Here is a 17672-nt window from a genome sequence, read left to right on the forward strand (position 1 = left end):
CCATCTTGCATGATGAGAGACAGCGGTTCATGATTTCAAAACTCTATGTCGAAGATATGCTTATCAGTTGAAAAGCAGTAAGTAATTTGCCATTAATGACGGTCGCATATCTCCTTTACGATTGCCAAACCCAGGCCTCTTCCGATACTGCTGGTTGATGAATTGGAAAATCTTCTGAAAAGGTTTTCCAGTTTCAGACTTTTTGCTCCGGCAGATAGTCCTGCTCAGACAGGTACTTTCCGCCAGTTGCGGCTCGTCTTCGATGATCAAAATTTTCATAGCTTGATATTACCAAGGGCCACTAAAGACCTCAAGATTGTCCGTTATAATTTCCAGTTACATTGTAAATCTCCAACTTCTAAATTTCATGGAATTTATCAGCTCATGGGAGTATGATAGCCATTTTTGATCATGAATGGGCACAAAAAAACCGGGTAAGCGAACATGGCCTACCCGGTTTGGTAATTATTTTTCTTTACTTAAATCAAATCTTTAAGACTATTTAACGTCCCAGAAAATTTTAGTTTTCAGGTTGTCATTCGCTTTCACAGCTGAATAGTTATCAGCGTTATAAGTTGGCTCATTCGTAGGAATGGTCCATCTGAAAGGAGGGGTTGTCTGATTATTGTTGTTATCAACCCAGAAGTTAAACTTAGGCAAATCCAATCTTCTTGTATCCGCCCAGTTTTCGTAAGGCTGAACAAGGTTATAGTGCAACCATTTCTGGTCAGCAATAAGGGCCAATTTAGCATCGCTGGTTGTAGCCTTATCCCAGTTTACACCATCCTTCGCGATATATGCAGCAGCCGATCCAGCCGGAGCAAGAGCAGGAGCACTTACCCCAGTCGCATTGCTGATACTAACAAGGTTATTATAAAATGCAATTGACTGCTCGATTCCTTTGTTGTAAGCTGCCTTAGCCAAAGCATCGTTACCTACTCTCAGATAATATTCTGCTTTAATCAGACTGATTTCGGGAGCATTGATCAAGATACCTGGGAAAAACTGGTTGCGACTTAAAGTATAACGGTTGTAGATAGACACAATACCTCCAGTGTACAAAGCAGCTTGATCAGCAGCAGGAGCTGTTTGATCAATCCCAACAAATTTTCCAGCAGCATTAAGACCAGGCTCAAAAATAATCGGCAAACGAGGATCATTGTTGGTGCTCATATGATCGATGATCTTTTGACTAGCTGTGTTTCCGTACCAGCCTCCTGACTCAAGACCATCCTGAAAACCTTTGGAATTCAAGTTTGTATTGATGTCATATACATTAATCTGGATGTTTTGAGCATTCTCTTCAACAATCGGATTGCCAGTCGGGTTACCCAAAATTTCAGCGATTTCTGAATTAGATCTTGACTTAAAGCTTTCGACACCGGAAACACGGTTCAGCATTCTTAGTCTCAAAGAGTTCGCGTATCTAATCCAAGTCGGGATGTCACCCTTATTGATAAAATCCTGAGTCTTGAACGACTTTTGGTAACCAGCATTCAGCGTAATTCCAGCCAACTGGGTAGAAATCGCTTTCAGGTCGTCCAAAATAAAGGAATAGATCTCCTCAGCAGTGTCGTATTTCGCATTGCTGATTGTGTAGTCTCCACCATTAGTACTTAGCATTCCTGCTTCAAAGAATGGAATCGATCCGTGCAAATCTACCATTTTGATAGTCTGGTCGTATAGGAATACGGAGGCAGAAAGCATAAACACTTTTTTCTCCTGCTGCTCAGCCGCCGGTGCTGCATTATATACCTTCTGCAACTCGCGGTACTGTGCAAGCAAACGATAATAGTTGAACCAGATGTTCTCTACACCAGACGAACCCGGAATATATTGACCTGACTCGTTCGGCCAACCAACTACTTGATTGAAACGATTCAAAGAAATCCGGAACGCTGTAAAATACGGAGTGTATCCTGGTAGAACGTATTGGGCGTCATTGGTTCCCAAAAAACCTGTAAACTGCTTTTCAACAGTCGTTCCGGCCAATTTAGATGGGTCTGTATAATTCTCTTCAAACGTAGATTCCTTACAAGAAATACTACCTATCAGAAGACCCGCGAATAGAATTGATGCTATTTTTTTCATTTTGAAAATGCTTTTAAAATTAGAAGCTGGCTCTCAACATAACCCCACCTGTACGGAACGCCGGGTTGTTACCTGCGTTGTTCACGTTTTCATACCATCTTGTAGAAGAGTTGGTTTGCTCTGCATCCAGGTCTTTGATAGATCTGTAGATGAAGAACAAGTTACGTCCGAACACAGAAAGCGTGATATTCTGAGCGCCCACTTTGCGTGACAGATATGAAGGAAGTCTGTAACCTAATGAAATCTCTCTCATTTTGATATAGTTGTTCTCTTTAACGTAAAGCTCGTAACGAGAGTTACTGTATTGAGGACCTCCCCAGTTATAAGTACCGTTGTAATACGTAGCTTGTGAAATTATGTTCGTGTTCTCAGAGTAAGATCCATCACCATTAAGTACAACACCCTTCATTAGCATACCGTCATGATAGACAGTCTGTCCCTCAGGTCCGGCACCTGATGTAGTAGCAATCCCTTTACCATTGTTCTGATAATAGCTCAAACCGCCACTTGCTTCGTCCATGTTTTTGGTACTTTCTTCCGTCAAACCTCTTGAAGTCATCCAGTTGATTCCAGTTGGCATGATATGCCCCCCTACTCTGAAATCAGCAACGACATCTAGTGTAAAGCCCTTCCAGCTAAAGTTATTAATCAAACCTCCCGTTACTTTTGGCATCGCATTCCCTACTCTTTTCCAAGCCGGATCCAAAGCATACATACCGTTCGCACCGATCACATCTTCGCCATCTGCATTTTTAAGAATGCCATGCGCATAGATATCTCCCATCGGACGGCCTACAACTGATCTTAATTGAGCAGCGTTTCCATCGTAGTCAGCGTGAAGCAATTCTGTAGAATTGTTGGCAAGTTTCTCAACTTTGTTTCTGTTTTTGGCTGCATTGAAAACCAAATCCCAGTTGAAGTCGTCAGCTGTTGTACCTCTGATCGGCGATACGTTGAACGAAAGTTCTATACCTTGGTTACGAAGTGTACCAACGTTAGCATAAATTGATCTTGCACCAGAAGTTGCCGCGATAGAAAGCGGAAGAATCTGGTCTCTGATCTGAGCATTGTAATAAGTAAGATCAAATCCGATACGGTTGTTGAACAATTTGGTCTCCAAACCAAACTCTACTTCGCTCTTCATTTCAGGCTTGATACGGTCGTTACCGTAGTCGTTAGGAATATTGGTCCAAAGAACCGAGTTTCCGCCTTTTTCCTGTACATTGTACGATCCTTGAGAATACGCTACGTTTGCTCTGTAGATCTCAGGATAGTTACCAACAGTTCCCCAAGATCCTCTCAATTTACCATAGCTAAAGAAAGTTGGCAATTGGAAAGCATCTGTGAACACAAAACTCGCGTTAACCGAAGGATAAACGAATGCGTTGTTACCCGGAGCAAGAGTAGAAGTACGGTCTCTTCTTACAGTACCTTCCAGGAAAACAAGGTTTTTGTAATCAAAGTTAACTGTTCCCATTACCGCATCTCTTACGAAGCGAATACGCTCACGTGATCCATTGAATTGGTTTACCGAAGAACCGATATCAAAGAAGTTTTCAGTACTCAAACCTCCGTTAGTCGACTGAGACATTTTGGTATTCAACTGTCTGTTAGCAGTGTATCCTGCCATCGCGTTAAAAGTCATGTCCGCGTTCAACTTCTTGGTATAAGTCAAAAGAACGTCACCATATACGTTATTATATAGGTTGTTGTTCATTCCGAACGACCCTGAATAACCGAAAGCCAATGGTACAGAGCTGAACTGCTTGTCTTCAATTCTTTCAGATGTAAAATCAGTTGCGATACGACCTCTCAATTTCAAATCTTTAACGATCTGCCAATGTTGGGTAAGGCTGGCAATCACACGGTTGCTGTATTCGTCGTTCGTATTCTTTCTGGTATTCCAAACATAGTCCCCTATATCCCCCTTGAAACCGTTATAACGAATGTTCTCATCCGGAGTCAAGCTTTGAGTTCCTGCTCCGTTCACAAACTTGTACCCCAAGCTTGTTTGATATTTGTTGAAATACCAATCAGCATTCTCAAAACGATCCATCATACCGGTAAAGTTGTTGATCATACGATCCACTTTGAACGGACGGTTGTGCGTATACTGATTAACATAGTTTACCATCACATCAGTCTTTAACTTTTTGCTTAGGTCAAAGCTCATGTTAAGGTTAGCAATGTTTTTTGTGTTTTTTCCACCATAACTGATCATTCCGTTATCCTGACGAGTGAAAGAGAAACGGACCGAAGCTTTCTCAGTTGATTTTGAGATTGCAAGGTTGATATTTGAACTGGTTGCTTTTTCGAAAAGGTCAGCGTAGCTATTGTTAGAGGCCACATAAGGTCTGATATTACCATCCCATGACATAACTGGTTGACCGTCGAATTTTGGCCCAAAGTTCACAGTTGCAGCTAGTAAGCCTCTTGTGTCCTTTGTCCCGTCACCATTCGTATCATAAGAGATAAAACCGTTGTCATCCTGTCCACCATTGTTATAGTTCTTAAAATAACCGGGGCCCCTGACGTTTTGATATCTCGGAAGATATGCAATTTTATCAACCGAGTAGCTGGCGCTGAAATCAACACCAAAACCTGGTCTGCCTTTTCCACTTTTAGTAGTGACAAGCAAAACTCCGTTTACAGCCTCAGAACCGTAAAGAGCAGCTGCAGAAGCACCTTTCAGTACAGAAATACTTTCAATATCAGCAGGGTTCAAATCCAAAAGGCCGTTTCCACGAATACGCTGGTCACCCCAGTAATCGCCGTTACGAGCTTCACCGTTTCTGATCGGTACACCATCCAATACAAGTAGTGGCTGAGTTCCACCCGAAATAGAGCTGAAACCACGGATACTGATACTCACACCTGATGTAGCACCACCCGGAGTTGCATTGATCGTAACACCCGGAGCTTTACCATACAATGCCTGCGCGAAGTTAGGTGAAGCCGTTTTTACTAAAGCATTGTTGTTGATTGTCGTCGTTGCGTATCCAAGTGCACGTTGTTCTTTTGGAATACCCAAAGCCGTTACCACAACCTCGTTCAATATAGATGCATCTTCTTCCAATTTAACATCCAATACTGTGCGATTTCCTACCAATACCTCTTTGCTTTTGTAACCAATAAAAGAGAAAATCAAAGTTGTACTTGGTGTTGCCTGGATGCTGTACTTCCCATCCACATCCGAAGTCGTTCCTGTCGTTGAACCTTTCACAAGAACTGATACGCCTGGAAGAGACTCTCCGTCATCCCCCGTGGTAACCTTTCCCGTAATCGTTTGAGCGAAAACAGGTCCACTTATCATCAGTAGCATGACAATAAGCTTCTGTAAATTTTTTGCCATAGAATAATTTGATAAAATTGAAATAGATGAATTTAACACAAGGTTAATAATTTATTTTAAGAATATTAATCTGTATTTAAAAAAAATAATAAAATACCCGCTCAAAAGGTAAATTAATAACCCTAAGTCATAATACTTCTACTAAACATGTAAATAGAATTTAGCGATTGATCTGAGTACCAGCGTCGCCACGCACTGCATCGCCCACCATGTCGGCATGGCATATGATAACTTTTTCGACCCCTGCATCGAGTGCTGCAAAGGCATTGTCCAGTTTTGGAATCATCCCTTTATTAATGACTCCTTCTGATTTGTATTGAGAATACAGGGAAGGCGTAAGCGTAGAAATGACAGAGTCGTCATTGTCGGGGTCAGAAAGTACTCCCTTCTTTTCAAAGCAGTAAATAAGGTTCACCTTATAAGTAGCAGCCATCGCCACGGCCGTTGCGGACGCCATCGTGTCGGCATTGGTATTCAGAAGCTGGCCTTCGGCACTGAAAGTAATGGGAGCCACCACAGGAATGAGACTGCTTTTAATCAATTCATGAATTTGGGCAGCGTTTACTTCTTCAATATCTCCCACATAACCATAGTCGATGGTTTTCACAGGTCTTTTTACTGACCTGATAATACCGCCGTCAGCACCTGTCAACCCAATCCCATTTACGCCCAAAGCCTGCAGCTGAGCTACCAGATTTTTATTGACAAGCCCACCATATACCATGGTTACTACGTCCAGCATCGGCTTATCGGTAATTCTGCGTCCATCGACCATTTGAGTTTCGATCTGAAGGCGAGATGCTATTTGCGTCGCAACTTTTCCTCCGCCATGTACTAAAATTTTCGGTCCGTTGATCTTTGAAAAACTTTCCAGAAAGCTGGAACATGCCTCCGGATTATCAATGATATTACCTCCAATTTTAATAATATACAGATTTTCAGCCACTTGCATCGGTTTGAACGTTTTTGATATGCTTTGGGATGCCAAAGTTAAAAGAAATCAGATATCAACAAGCGCATGGTGAAAAACCGGAAAAGCCTCCAGCCAACATTATAACAGGATAACCGTTGATTTTAAAACATGAATTTTTTTAGCAAAATTACGTTCTTCTATCTTTACAGGCTTTCGGGCATACATCCTTTTCGAATCATTGAATAGTTGAAGCTTTGTTGCTTTATTTAACATATATGAAACCTACCTCGTCTTTTTTAGCCGGTCTTTTAGTACTTACAATCCTTGTTACGACATCGGTTCAAGCCCAGATCCAAAAGGCTAAGGCCCACTGGACTTATTCGTTTTCCAAAAAAGAAGTTAAAAAGGGAGAGACTGTCGATTTAATATATTCCGCCGTGATCGACAAGGACTGGTATATGTATTCCTCCGATTTCGATCCGGACCTGGGGCCCATGCTCACAACTTTTACCTACGAAAAGAACAATAGTTTCGAACTGGTAGGTAAGCTCAAACCTCAAAATCCTAAAACAAAGTTTGAGGAAGTTTGGGGCGGAAATGTCCGGTATTTCGAAGGAAAAGGCCTTTTCAAACAAACGGTAAAAATTCTGACCGACAATCCTGTTATCAAAGGAACATCCGAATATCAAACCTGCAGCCATGTTTCGGGCTTGTGTATTCCAGGAAGTGAGGATTTTCAATTTAAAGGATTAAAAGTTTTGGCAGCCGCTGAGTCTACGACCCCAGCAACATCGGAAGAGCAGAAGCCCACCGATGAAAATGTTGCTCAAACGATTACGCCAATAGCCACAGACACCATTGCTGAAACTGCAACAATTGGTGAAGACACGGCTGCGCAGGCGGCTGAGAAAGCAGTCACAACTATCGCAGCAACAAATACCACTGAACAGGCCCCGAGCTCATTATGGGGATTTGCTTTGGCGGCTTTTTTGTCGGGACTGGTAGCACTTCTTACACCTTGCGTTTTCCCTATTATTCCAATGACCGTTAGTTTTTTCACCAATCAGGAGAATGGTAAAATCAAGGCGCTCATGTATGGGATAAGTATCGTTTTGATATATACATTAATAGGTACCGTTGTGTCGCGGATAAACGGCCCTGCTTTTGCCAATTTTGTAAGTACGCATTGGCTGCCTAATACCCTCTTTTTCGCTACATTTTTCATTTTCGGACTTTCTTTCTTAGGCCTTTTTGAAATCGTTTTACCCAGCGGGTTTGTCAACAAAATGGATCAAAAAGCCGATCAGGGTGGATATATCGGGATATTCTTCATGGCATTTACGCTGGTGCTGGTTTCCTTTTCTTGTACCGGTCCGATTGTCGGAAGTTTGCTGGTAGCTTCTGCGGGAGGTGAAATAGTAAAGCCTATTATAGGTATGGCGGCATTTTCGAGTGCGTTCGCTATACCATTTACCTTGTTCGCTCTCTTTCCTCAATGGTTGAAATCGTTGCCAAAATCTGGTGGCTGGCTGAATACCGTAAAAGTGGTTTTAGGCTTTCTGGAGTTGGCTCTTGCTCTCAAATTCCTTAGCATTGCCGATCAGGTATATCACTGGCACCTATTAGATCGCGAGGTATACCTGGCGTTCTGGATTGTAATATTCTCGTTATTAGGATTTTATCTTCTTGGCAAAATTCGCACGCCGCATGATTCAGTTGTAGAGAAAACCAGTGTTCCGAGGCTTTTACTTGCTATCTGTACTTTTACATTTGTGGTATATATGGTACCGGGTATGTGGGGTGCGCCGCTGAAAGCTTTGGCCGGATATCTTCCTCCTCAGTCGACTATCGATTTCGACCTGAGTAAAAGAACTGGCGGATCGCCTCATCTGGAATCAACTGTTTCAAAAAAGTATGCTGATCTATTCCATCTTCCCCATGAACTCGACGGATTTTATGATTACAAAGAAGCCTTGGCATATGCCAAAACTGTAAAGAAACCCGTATTTATCGATTTTACAGGGCATGGTTGCGTGAACTGCAGGGAAATGGAAGCTCGGGTATGGTCGAATCCTGATGTTTTAAAAAGATTGCAGAATGATTTTGTAATTGTGGCGCTTTATGTAGATGACAAAACAGAACTTCCTGAAGCTGAATGGTATACTTCGAAATATGATAATAAAGTCAAGAAAACAATAGGCGCTCAAAACGCAGACTTACAGATTACAAAATACAATAACAACGCCCAACCGCACTATTGTCTGGTTGACCATCAGGGCGAATTGCTGGTTGCTCCTAAAAACTACGACCTCAATCCCGTCAATTTTGCTGCTTTTTTGGATAGTGGAAAAACGGCCTTCCACAAATAACAACGTTTGCTGACTAATTTTTGCGGTCAGAATCTGGTGAATAAGAGAGATATTCGGATATTTCGTTTTTAATTAACGGTGCTAAAACCTTTTGGCATTGTTTCGGAATATAAACGCTTTCTTAAACCCATGAAGAAAAACTGGATTTTTGCATTTCTTACAATGACAATCCCGCAAGTGTTCGCACAAACTATGCGCCCTCCCGCGGTACCCCTTATCACCGTAGACCCATATACGAGCATATGGTCTTTTGGTGATACACTTAATGCAAGCCCGACCAAACATTGGACTGGCAAGTCTCAGCCAATTGACGGGCTCATCAAAGTAGACGGTAAGACTTATCGCTTTCTCGGCGCCGCAACCCCTGTTTATAAAACGAAAGTTGGAACTGCTGTAAACGAACCATACCAGGCAAAATATACCACTCAAAAACCATCAGCTGGCTGGTATAAAGAAGATTTTAACGCGAGTGCCTGGGCTAACGGCCAGGCGCCATTCGGGACAAAGGATAGAAACGATAATATGCTCAAAACGGGCACGACCTTTCCTTCTGAAGTATGGTATCGTCGCGAATTTGTGCTTTCTGATGCAGCTTTTGAGAATCCGACGTTCAATATTTTCCACGACGATGATCTGCAGGTATATATCAACGGCGTTCCGGCATATGATTGCGCACCTTGTTTCACAGGAGATTATGACTATAGACCGATCAGCGCTGCTGCAAAAAAAGCATTGAAAAAAGGGAAGAATATTTTGGCAGCATATTGTAAAAATGGTGCAGGTCCTGGGTATATCGACATCGGTATCGTCGACGAAATTAAGCCGAAGTCAACCGAAATGATATCTAATGCAACACAGACAGGTTTCAAATTGGATGCAACACGCACGACATACCATTTCGTGGCCGGACCTGTAAAATTGACTGTTGGCTTCGTATCGCCGCTATTGATGAACGACTTGAATTTGTTATCAAGACCGGTTAACTATATCACATACGACATTACCCCGACAGACGGAAAGACACACGAAGTGCAGATATTAACTTCGGTTTCCGGATCGATAGCAGCTAACAACCAGACCGATGAAGTTGTTGGCAAAAAAGAGAGCCAGGGTAATTTGTCGATTCTCTCGATTGGTACCCAGGATCAGCATATGTTGGTCAAAAAAGGGGACGATGTGCGAATCGACTGGGGATATGCCTATCTAGCGGCTCCGACAGCGAGCATCAAAAATGCAGGCTTTGGTACTCCGTCGGAAGTGTTGTCTTCTTTCTCCCAAAACGGACAATTAACTTCCGCTCGTGCTCTGACTTCTAAATCTGCTGCATCCAAATCAATGGCCGTTACGCTGGACGCTGGGAAAGTGGGAGCCGCCGGGAAATCGCTTCAGGTATTGATTGGTTATAACGACGAATATTCTGTTCAATATTTTGGTAAAAACCTACGTCCTTGGTGGAATAAGGAGGGCAAAAAAACGATGAAATCAGAATTGCTGGCTGCAAATTCTGATATGGCTTCCATATTTCAGCAATGCAAGGACACGGATGCGAAAATATATAACGATGCATTGAAAGCCGGGGGCGAAAAATATGCACAATTATGTGTATTGGCATACCGTCAGGCGATAGCAGCTCACAAATTGGTGGCAGATCCGGAGGGAACACCTTTGTTTTTATCCAAAGAAAATTTCAGCAACGGATCTATCGGAACAGTGGATATAACTTACCCTTCTGCCCCATTATTTCTGCTATATAATCCAGTTTTACTGAAAGGTATGATGGAGCCGATTTTCTATTATTCGGAAAGCGGAAAATGGACTATGCCATTTGCTGCTCATGATGTTGGAACGTACCCGTTGGCGAATGGCCAAACCTATGGCGAGGATATGCCAGTCGAAGAATCTGGTAACATGTTGATATTAACTTACGCCATATGCAAGGCTGAAAATAACATTGAATTTGCACGTAAACACTGGAAGACATTATCGGTTTGGGCCAATTATCTGAAAAAAGAAGGGTTTGATCCGGCGAACCAATTATGCACAGATGACTTCGCAGGACATTTAGCCCGCAACACTAATTTGTCGGTTAAGGCGATCATGGGACTTGCATCTTATGCTCAGCTTGCCGCACAAATAGGAGAAACAAGCGAGGCTGCTTCTGTCAATGCTTTGGTAAAAGAATTTGCTCAAAAATGGATGCAGATGGCAGAAGACGGCGATCATTATGCACTGACTTTTGACCAAAAAGCTACATGGAGCCAAAAATATAATTTGATATGGGATCAGGTACTCGGACTGAACGTCTTTCCGAAATCCGTTGCAGAAAAGGAGATCAAATATTACCTGACTAAACAGCAGCCATTCGGTCTTCCACTCGACAGTCGCCGTACTTACACAAAATCGGACTGGATCGTATGGACCGCGACATTAGCAACTAATCAGAGCGATTTTGAAGCATTAATCGATCCGGTTTACAAATATGCTGTCACTACTCCTGACAGAATCCCCCTCTCCGACTGGCATGAAACGACCAACGGCAAATCGGTGGGATTCAGAGCAAGATCTGTTGTGGGAGGATATTATATGAAAGTACTGGCTGATAAGCAAAAATAGAATTTTTGAAAGCAATTGATAAGAGAAAGGGCCACAGAGCATATCAAAAACTCTGTGGCCCTTACATGTCTATCTCAATCTCCGGGTAAAACAATACTAAGAAAAAACTCCCTGAAACTCCACGTTATACAAAACGCTGCGTTTAAAAACAACTAAGCCTCCAACACCAATTCCTCCTTTGGAGCTCTTGTCTTCGAAAATCTATCTTTCAGTGTATCAACTACATAATAAACGCTTGGTACGAGAAGAAGCGTTAGCAATAACGAACTGGTCAATCCACCGATAATAACCCACGCCATACCGTTTTTCACCTCTGCACCATCCCCTGAAGCAAGGGCAATCGGTAACATACCAGCGATCATCGCGATGGTCGTCATCAAAATCGGTCTTAATCTTTCTTTTCCGGCGGTGATCAACGCGTCTTTCAGTGCATATCCTTCCTCTTTCAATTGATTAGTAAAATCGACGATAAGAATTGCATTTTTGGCGACAAGACCCAGCAACATTACCATACCGACGATTGAAAATATCGTCAAACTTTCCATTGTAAGAGCCAGTGCAGTCAAGGCACCGACAAGTGCAACCGGAATTGAGAACAATACCACCAACGGATAAATCGTACTTTCATACAAGGCAACCATGATCAGGTATATCAATACAATACCCAAAATCAAAGCAATACCTAAACTTCCGAATGCATCTGCCTGGTTTTTAAGGTCACCGCGATACTCGATTGAAACTCCTTCCGGCAATTTGTACGACTCCATTTTCTTTTGAATATCAGCACCGATCGAACCTGACGGCCGGCCAACTACCTGAGAATTGATGGAAATAGACGAAAGTCGGTCGATTCGTTGCAGCATACTTTCTCCCATCATTTCCTTAATGGTCGCAAATTGAGACAGCTCAAACGCTTGTCCGGAACTATTCACAAACGTCAGGCGGCGAATATCGTCGGCTTTCGAACGGTCAAATTTGTCCAGGCTGATCATGATATCGTATTCCTTTCCATTCTGGCGAAATTTCGAACGGTCATCACCGCGAAAAGCTGTTTGTAACGCTGCTCCGACCGAGTTTGCGTTAAGTCCTAATTGAGACATTTTATCGCGATCTAGTGTGACGTTGATTTCGGGTTTTGGATCATCGACTGAATAATCCACGTTTTGAGTACCCGGAACAGAAGCAACAATATTCTTCACTTCTGCAGCTGTCTTTCTCAATACTGCCATATCTGTTCCTTTAACGGCCACTTGAATCGGTGCCTGGTTGGCATTTCCGGTAATGGATGTTGGAGCAACGGTTACTTTTACACCCGGTATTTTAAGAATCTCCTCCTGAATCTGAATCCCAAAATCTTCCGCTGATATGGTACGTTGCTTTTTATCAACCAATTGCACCGTCAAACTAGCAATATTGTTGCTTGAGGAGTTTCCCATTCCAGTGTTACTATATCCCACATTGGTAAAGACTTTAGTTACTTCTTTTTTAGCCAAAATCAATTTTTCTACCTGTTGAGAAACCTGATTTGTTTGGTAAATGGATACAGTCGGTGCCATTTCTAATGTCACGGCCAACTCTCCCCTGTCGCTTTGCTGCATAAAAGCAGCTCCGATGAAACCTCCTGGAACCAATGCGATCGAACCCACGATCAGAAACATCGACAACAGGAATATATATCTTTTGTGACCCAACACCCATCCTAACAACCGGCCATATTCTTCGCTGATTTTAGTCAGCAAGTTTTCAAAACCGATATTCAGTTTCCCCCAAAGGGTGTTTTTATCCAATATTTCGATTTTGGCAAAACGTGAAGCCAACAACGGGGTGAGGGTAAAAGATACCATCAAGCTCATCAAAGTCGAGAATACAACCACAAGGGAGAATTCACGCAAAATATTACCGATCAAGCCTGAAGTAAGCGCCAACGGAACGAAAACCACGACGTCAACAAGGGTAATGGCCAAGGCTGTAAATCCGATTTCGCTACGGCCATCCAGTGCTGCTCTCCATCTGTTTTTTCCCATTTCAAGATGTCGGTTGATATTCTCCAACACCACAATGGAGTCATCCACCAGAATACCTACTACCAGAGATAATGCCATCAGCGTCATCAGGTTCAACGAGAATCCCATCAGGTTCATCAATATAAAGGTCGGGATCATCGACGATGGTATCGCCACCAACACGAACATCGAGCTCCGGAAACTGTGCAGGAAAAGCAGCATCACCGCAGAAACGATCAAAACTGCAAGACCAAGGTCAAAAACTACAGCATCAGCTGAAGCAAGGGTATATATCGACTGATCGGAAGCGATATTGAATTTAAGATTTGACGAAGCATATTGTTTTTCAAGCGTTGTCAAACGTTCACGGGTCAGCTTACTTACTTCCACGGCATTAGCGTCCGACTGTTTTTGGATTTGCAAAGCCACAGAAGGGTGGCCATCGATACGGTTTACAGCAGTTTCATCCGCAACTCCATCTACTACTTCGGCAACATCTTTCAGGAAAACTTCACCGCCGGTTGATGAACGACCGACGATCACATTGCGAAGGTTTTCAACATTGGCCAGTTTTGCGTCAAATTTGATCGAAAGTTGATCTTCCATTGTCTTAACCTGACCCGCAGGATATGAAGTGTTGGCATAATTAACTGCCTGCGCCACCTGAGCAATCGACATTTTATATGCCCTCAGTTTTTCCTGGCTCACATTCACCTGAATCTGGCGTTCGGAACCACCGATAACCGTAACCTGGCCTACGCCGGAGACGTTGGAAAGCTGTGGTTTCAGTTTATCGTCAATCAGATCATATAATTCAGCCGGCGAAAGATTGGCAGTAACACCCATCCGGAGAACAGGAATTTCATCTGTCGAGAACTTATTGATAACCGGGCGATCTGCGTCGTCGGGTAGCAGCGATATCACCTGCTCCACTTTCCGCTGCGCTTCCTGTTGAGCCAAATCGACGCTCACACCTTGTTTTAACTGAATAATCACAGACGAAACTCCTTCCTGAGAAGTAGAGCTGATCTGATCCAGACCTTCGATGGCTGAAACTGCATCTTCAATATGTTTGGTCACGTTGGTTTCCACCTCATCGGCAGACGCGCCACGATAGGTTGTCATGACGCTTACAACATTTGCCTCAAATTTCGGCAATAGGTTGTAAGACAATTGTTTATAGCTCATCGCCCCAAACAATATCAGAACGGTGAAAATTACCGTGATAAAGAGTGGTTTTTTTACGGCTACTTCTGTAATTGACATAGTAAAATCCGATATAATGTTTTAAAAATCAGTACGCCGCCGCACTGTTATTTTGCGACCTGAACCGCAGCCCCTTCGCTAAGATTGATTTGTCCGCTTGTAATTACCGTTTCACCAGCTTCAAGGCCGGACAACACTTCGATATTATCTCCCAATTCACGACCCACCGTAATCTTGCGCTGACGGGCCACATTGCCTTGCACCACATAAACATATGGATTACGGATACTTTCAACGAGCGATCCGCGAGGAATCTGCAATACTTCCTGGCTGGATTTCTGAGGGAAAGTTACAGTTACGAATGTCCCGGCACGAAGCTGACCTGAGTTGGATATGGTAATCTCCACCGGATAATTATGCGATTCATCACCCTGAGGGGCTATATATGAAATTGTTCCGTCGATAACTTTGCCATGATATACGTCCGTGCTCAACTTTACTTTTTGACCTTCCTTCAATTTATACACATCTCCTTCACTGACCATTACCTGCACCTTCAAACGAGATACATCGAGAATCGTACCCAAAGAAGTCCCCACATTTACGTATTCACCTGGCTCGATATTCTTTTTCACAACCCGTCCGCTGATCGGAGCCATGATCTTTGTGTCGTTGATCTGCTGTTTAATTTGATCTGCCTGATTACGTGCTACATCATAGTTATATTTCGTATCATTCACCTGAACTTCCGTGGCAGCATTCCCCGCCAAAAGCTTGGAATATCTGTCCGTATCTTTTTTCAATTTATCAATATTCAATTCCGTTGCCTCCAATGAAAGCTCTTTCAACCGGCGATCCACGTTGACGATAACGGCACCTTTATTAACATAAGTACCTAATTCATAAGATGTTGTTAAAACCTTACCTGCAGATGTTGCCATGATATCCGCTTCTTTGAACGGAATCAGACTTCCTGTGCGAACTAACTGCTGATTACCATCACCTTTCGCTACCTGCGAAACGGTTACCGGAATGACAACTGTCTTGTTTTCAGGCAATTTATTCTTCTCGTCTATTTTTGCTTTGTTAGCGACCAGTTTATATCCGATCAAACAGCTGAGTAGCAAAATAGAGCCTATGATTAATAATTTCTTTTTCATGAGTTTTATACAATTTTGAATAAGTGCGTCGTGGACGACGAATGAGTGAATATCAGCCCGTTCCGGTTTTTGCTTGGTTTTACAATTCAGAATAGAAATTCATCAAGTTTCCCTGAGCTCGTTCAATCCCCAGCTGCGCCTGATAATATCCTAGTAATGAGTTGATATAGTTTCTTTGAGATTCTTTATAAGAAGTATCGGCATTGAGCAAATCAGTCAATGTGACGGTACCCTCCCGATATTGAAGCGCCGTTACGTCATATACCTGCTTAGCCAGTTTCACGTTGGCGTCGTCGTTGATCATGTTAGTTTTGGCTTTTATAAGCTGGCTGTTGGAATTACTGTTTTCCAGCTCATAGTTCTGAACGTTCAGCTTCAACTGCTCATTCTGCGTTCTCAGGTTCAGATTGGCCTGTTTCCATTGGGCATCACGTTTGAAGCTGTCAAAAATTGGTATGGTCACTTTCAAACCAACCGCGCCAAACCCAAACCAGTTGCCCCAGGATTCTCCCAGATTATTCCCCAAAGACTGGAAACCGTAGCGGCCATACGCCGACAGTTTTGGCAAGTATCCAGCACGAATCCTGTCCTTCTCAATGTTTTGCAATTCCATATTAATATTCTGAATCTTAAAATCGGTCAGATTGGAAGCGTCAAATGCACTTGCATCGTATGATTTCAATGGCCTGTCTGCAGGCACGTCGATCAACTCAAGCGTTTCGCTCATGGGCATACCCATCTGGAACTTAAGCTGGTTCTTGGCCAAAGCGAGATTGTTTTCAGCCAATGAAAGCTGGGATTTAATATTGTTCAGATTGACCAACGTTCTGTCATAATCCACTTTTTTGATGACTCCATTGTCCAACTGAAGTTGAAGAGTTCCCAATATTGTCTGCGTTTTTTCCAGGTTATCTTTCAAGAGAGTAATTTCTTCTCTTGTAATAAAAACCTGATAGTAATTGAGTGTTACATTATAAACGATACTCTCCTTTACCTTCCTGGAGTTTAATTCTGCATTCTCAATATTCGGTTTATTGGCTTTCAGACCCGTCAACAATGACTGGTCGAATATCACCTGATCCACCTGACCGGTAACATTGGTGTTGTACCGAGATCCAAGGGAAATCCGCATGGGCTCTGTTGCACCAAAAGCCCCGGCCGGAATAACCGTCGACTGGAGTTTAATATTATCGTCCAGCCCGCCCGTGGCGTTCACCTGTGGTAAGTAGCCGGCAAGTGCTTCCCGACCTTGTTCCGCCGCAACTTCCTGTTTATACTGAGCAATTTTGACATTGCTGCTGTTCTTCAAACCATATTCGATACACTCTTTGAGATTGAGCTTCGTTTGTGCCTCCGCTACATTACTGAGCCACAGCATTCCAAAAATTGCAACTATACCTCCTGTTTTCATATTTTTCTTGTTATCGAACACCTCAAGTCGTTGATATATCTACTGGTGATATATCAACTATTTATTGAAAAAATTTTATTTGTCTATAATTGCTAAAACTCTGTTCAAAAACGACATTAATAACTTCATCTCATCCTCCTCGAATTGCTGCATAATCTTGCTATTAAAAGAAACAGCCATATTCTGAACCTTCTCACATACAAACTGACCTGCTGAAGTCAATGAGATATGATTTTTACGCTTATCAATCAAATCGCTTTCAATTCTCAAAAATCCGTCTTTACTCAATGTTTGAATAGAACGCTGGATTCCCGCTTTATCTTTTTGAAGGGCATTTGCGATGTCTTGCTGGGTCATCTCCTCACACTTAAAATAAACGACCATCAAAACCGGAATCTGTTTGGCGTTGAGCGGTATACCATCATTTACCAATTCCGCAGTCATAGCATTGAATAACTGCCGCGACACATTTCCCAACATAAAAGGAAGAGACTCCTTGAATTTGGCTTTATTGATATCGTAAGTATTTGCAGACGCTGTTTGATTCATGGTGC

General features: G+C 42.7%; 10 protein-coding genes. 2 read left to right on the forward strand and 8 right to left on the reverse strand.

Annotated elements, in window-relative coordinates:
* Nucleotides 1-63 precede the first annotated feature (63 nt).
* The 4 genes from AC1XUD_RS08360 to argB form a co-directional block, all read right to left on the reverse strand.
* On the reverse strand, nucleotides 64-279 hold the full coding sequence (locus tag AC1XUD_RS08360; RefSeq protein ID WP_483360517.1) for a hypothetical protein: 216 nt from the start codon (nucleotides 277-279) through the stop codon (nucleotides 64-66).
* Nucleotides 280-498: 219 nt separating this feature from the next.
* Nucleotides 499-2091: a SusD/RagB family nutrient-binding outer membrane lipoprotein gene (locus tag AC1XUD_RS08365; protein ID WP_483360518.1), complete on the reverse strand. Its 1593-nt coding sequence runs from the start codon at nucleotides 2089-2091 to the stop codon at nucleotides 499-501.
* Nucleotides 2092-2110: 19 nt separating this feature from the next.
* Complete coding sequence (locus AC1XUD_RS08370) at nucleotides 2111-5443, reverse strand: SusC/RagA family TonB-linked outer membrane protein (RefSeq protein ID WP_483360519.1); 3333 nt, start codon at nucleotides 5441-5443, stop codon at nucleotides 2111-2113.
* Nucleotides 5444-5603: 160 nt separating this feature from the next.
* On the reverse strand, nucleotides 5604-6395 hold the full coding sequence (argB, locus tag AC1XUD_RS08375; protein ID WP_483360520.1) for an acetylglutamate kinase: 792 nt from the start codon (nucleotides 6393-6395) through the stop codon (nucleotides 5604-5606).
* A gap of 236 nt (nucleotides 6396-6631) precedes the next feature.
* On the opposite strand from argB, the gene AC1XUD_RS08380 reads away from it, so the two are divergent.
* Nucleotides 6632-8725 (forward strand): protein-disulfide reductase DsbD family protein, encoded by a 2094-nt coding sequence (locus AC1XUD_RS08380; RefSeq protein ID WP_483360521.1) that lies wholly within the window; start codon nucleotides 6632-6634, stop codon nucleotides 8723-8725.
* A 129-nt stretch (nucleotides 8726-8854) separates the two neighbouring features.
* Complete coding sequence (locus AC1XUD_RS08385) at nucleotides 8855-11338, forward strand: glutaminase family protein (RefSeq protein WP_483360522.1); 2484 nt, start codon at nucleotides 8855-8857, stop codon at nucleotides 11336-11338.
* Between the two features lie 152 nt (nucleotides 11339-11490).
* Here the strand turns inward: AC1XUD_RS08385 and AC1XUD_RS08390 are convergent, their stop codons facing one another.
* The 4 genes from AC1XUD_RS08390 to AC1XUD_RS08405 all read right to left on the reverse strand — a co-directional run bounded on the left by AC1XUD_RS08390 (nucleotide 11491) and on the right by AC1XUD_RS08405 (nucleotide 17667).
* Nucleotides 11491-14607 (reverse strand): efflux RND transporter permease subunit, encoded by a 3117-nt coding sequence (locus AC1XUD_RS08390; RefSeq protein WP_483360523.1) that lies wholly within the window; start codon nucleotides 14605-14607, stop codon nucleotides 11491-11493.
* 47 nt (nucleotides 14608-14654) lie between these two features.
* The gene (locus AC1XUD_RS08395; protein WP_483360524.1) at nucleotides 14655-15707 is read right to left on the reverse strand and encodes an efflux RND transporter periplasmic adaptor subunit; all 1053 of its coding nucleotides are present in this window, start codon (nucleotides 15705-15707) and stop codon (nucleotides 14655-14657) included.
* A 79-nt stretch (nucleotides 15708-15786) separates the two neighbouring features.
* Complete coding sequence (locus AC1XUD_RS08400) at nucleotides 15787-17118, reverse strand: TolC family protein (RefSeq protein ID WP_483360525.1); 1332 nt, start codon at nucleotides 17116-17118, stop codon at nucleotides 15787-15789.
* Nucleotides 17119-17193: 75 nt separating this feature from the next.
* Complete coding sequence (locus AC1XUD_RS08405; protein ID WP_483360526.1) at nucleotides 17194-17667, reverse strand: MarR family winged helix-turn-helix transcriptional regulator; 474 nt, start codon at nucleotides 17665-17667, stop codon at nucleotides 17194-17196.
* Nucleotides 17668-17672: the final 5 nt, after the last annotated feature.

The organism is Dyadobacter sp. HNCC25DJ184 (genome assembly GCF_056895215.1).

Excerpts from the sequence above, each read along its gene's own strand:
- AC1XUD_RS08360 (WP_483360517.1), bottom strand. The coding sequence starts at position 279 with ATGAAAATTTTGATCATCGAAGACGAGCCGCAACTGGCGGAAAGTACC.
- AC1XUD_RS08365 (WP_483360518.1), bottom strand. The coding sequence starts at position 2,091 with ATGAAAAAAATAGCATCAATTCTATTCGCGGGTCTTCTGATAGGTAGT.
- AC1XUD_RS08370 (WP_483360519.1), bottom strand. The coding sequence starts at position 5,443 with ATGGCAAAAAATTTACAGAAGCTTATTGTCATGCTACTGATGATAAGT.
- argB (WP_483360520.1), bottom strand. The coding sequence starts at position 6,395 with ATGCAAGTGGCTGAAAATCTGTATATTATTAAAATTGGAGGTAATATC.
- AC1XUD_RS08380 (WP_483360521.1), top strand. The coding sequence starts at position 6,632 with ATGAAACCTACCTCGTCTTTTTTAGCCGGTCTTTTAGTACTTACAATC.
- AC1XUD_RS08385 (WP_483360522.1), top strand. The coding sequence starts at position 8,855 with ATGAAGAAAAACTGGATTTTTGCATTTCTTACAATGACAATCCCGCAA.
- AC1XUD_RS08390 (WP_483360523.1), bottom strand. The coding sequence starts at position 14,607 with ATGTCAATTACAGAAGTAGCCGTAAAAAAACCACTCTTTATCACGGTA.
- AC1XUD_RS08395 (WP_483360524.1), bottom strand. The coding sequence starts at position 15,707 with ATGAAAAAGAAATTATTAATCATAGGCTCTATTTTGCTACTCAGCTGT.
- AC1XUD_RS08400 (WP_483360525.1), bottom strand. The coding sequence starts at position 17,118 with ATGAAAACAGGAGGTATAGTTGCAATTTTTGGAATGCTGTGGCTCAGT.
- AC1XUD_RS08405 (WP_483360526.1), bottom strand. The coding sequence starts at position 17,667 with ATGAATCAAACAGCGTCTGCAAATACTTACGATATCAATAAAGCCAAA.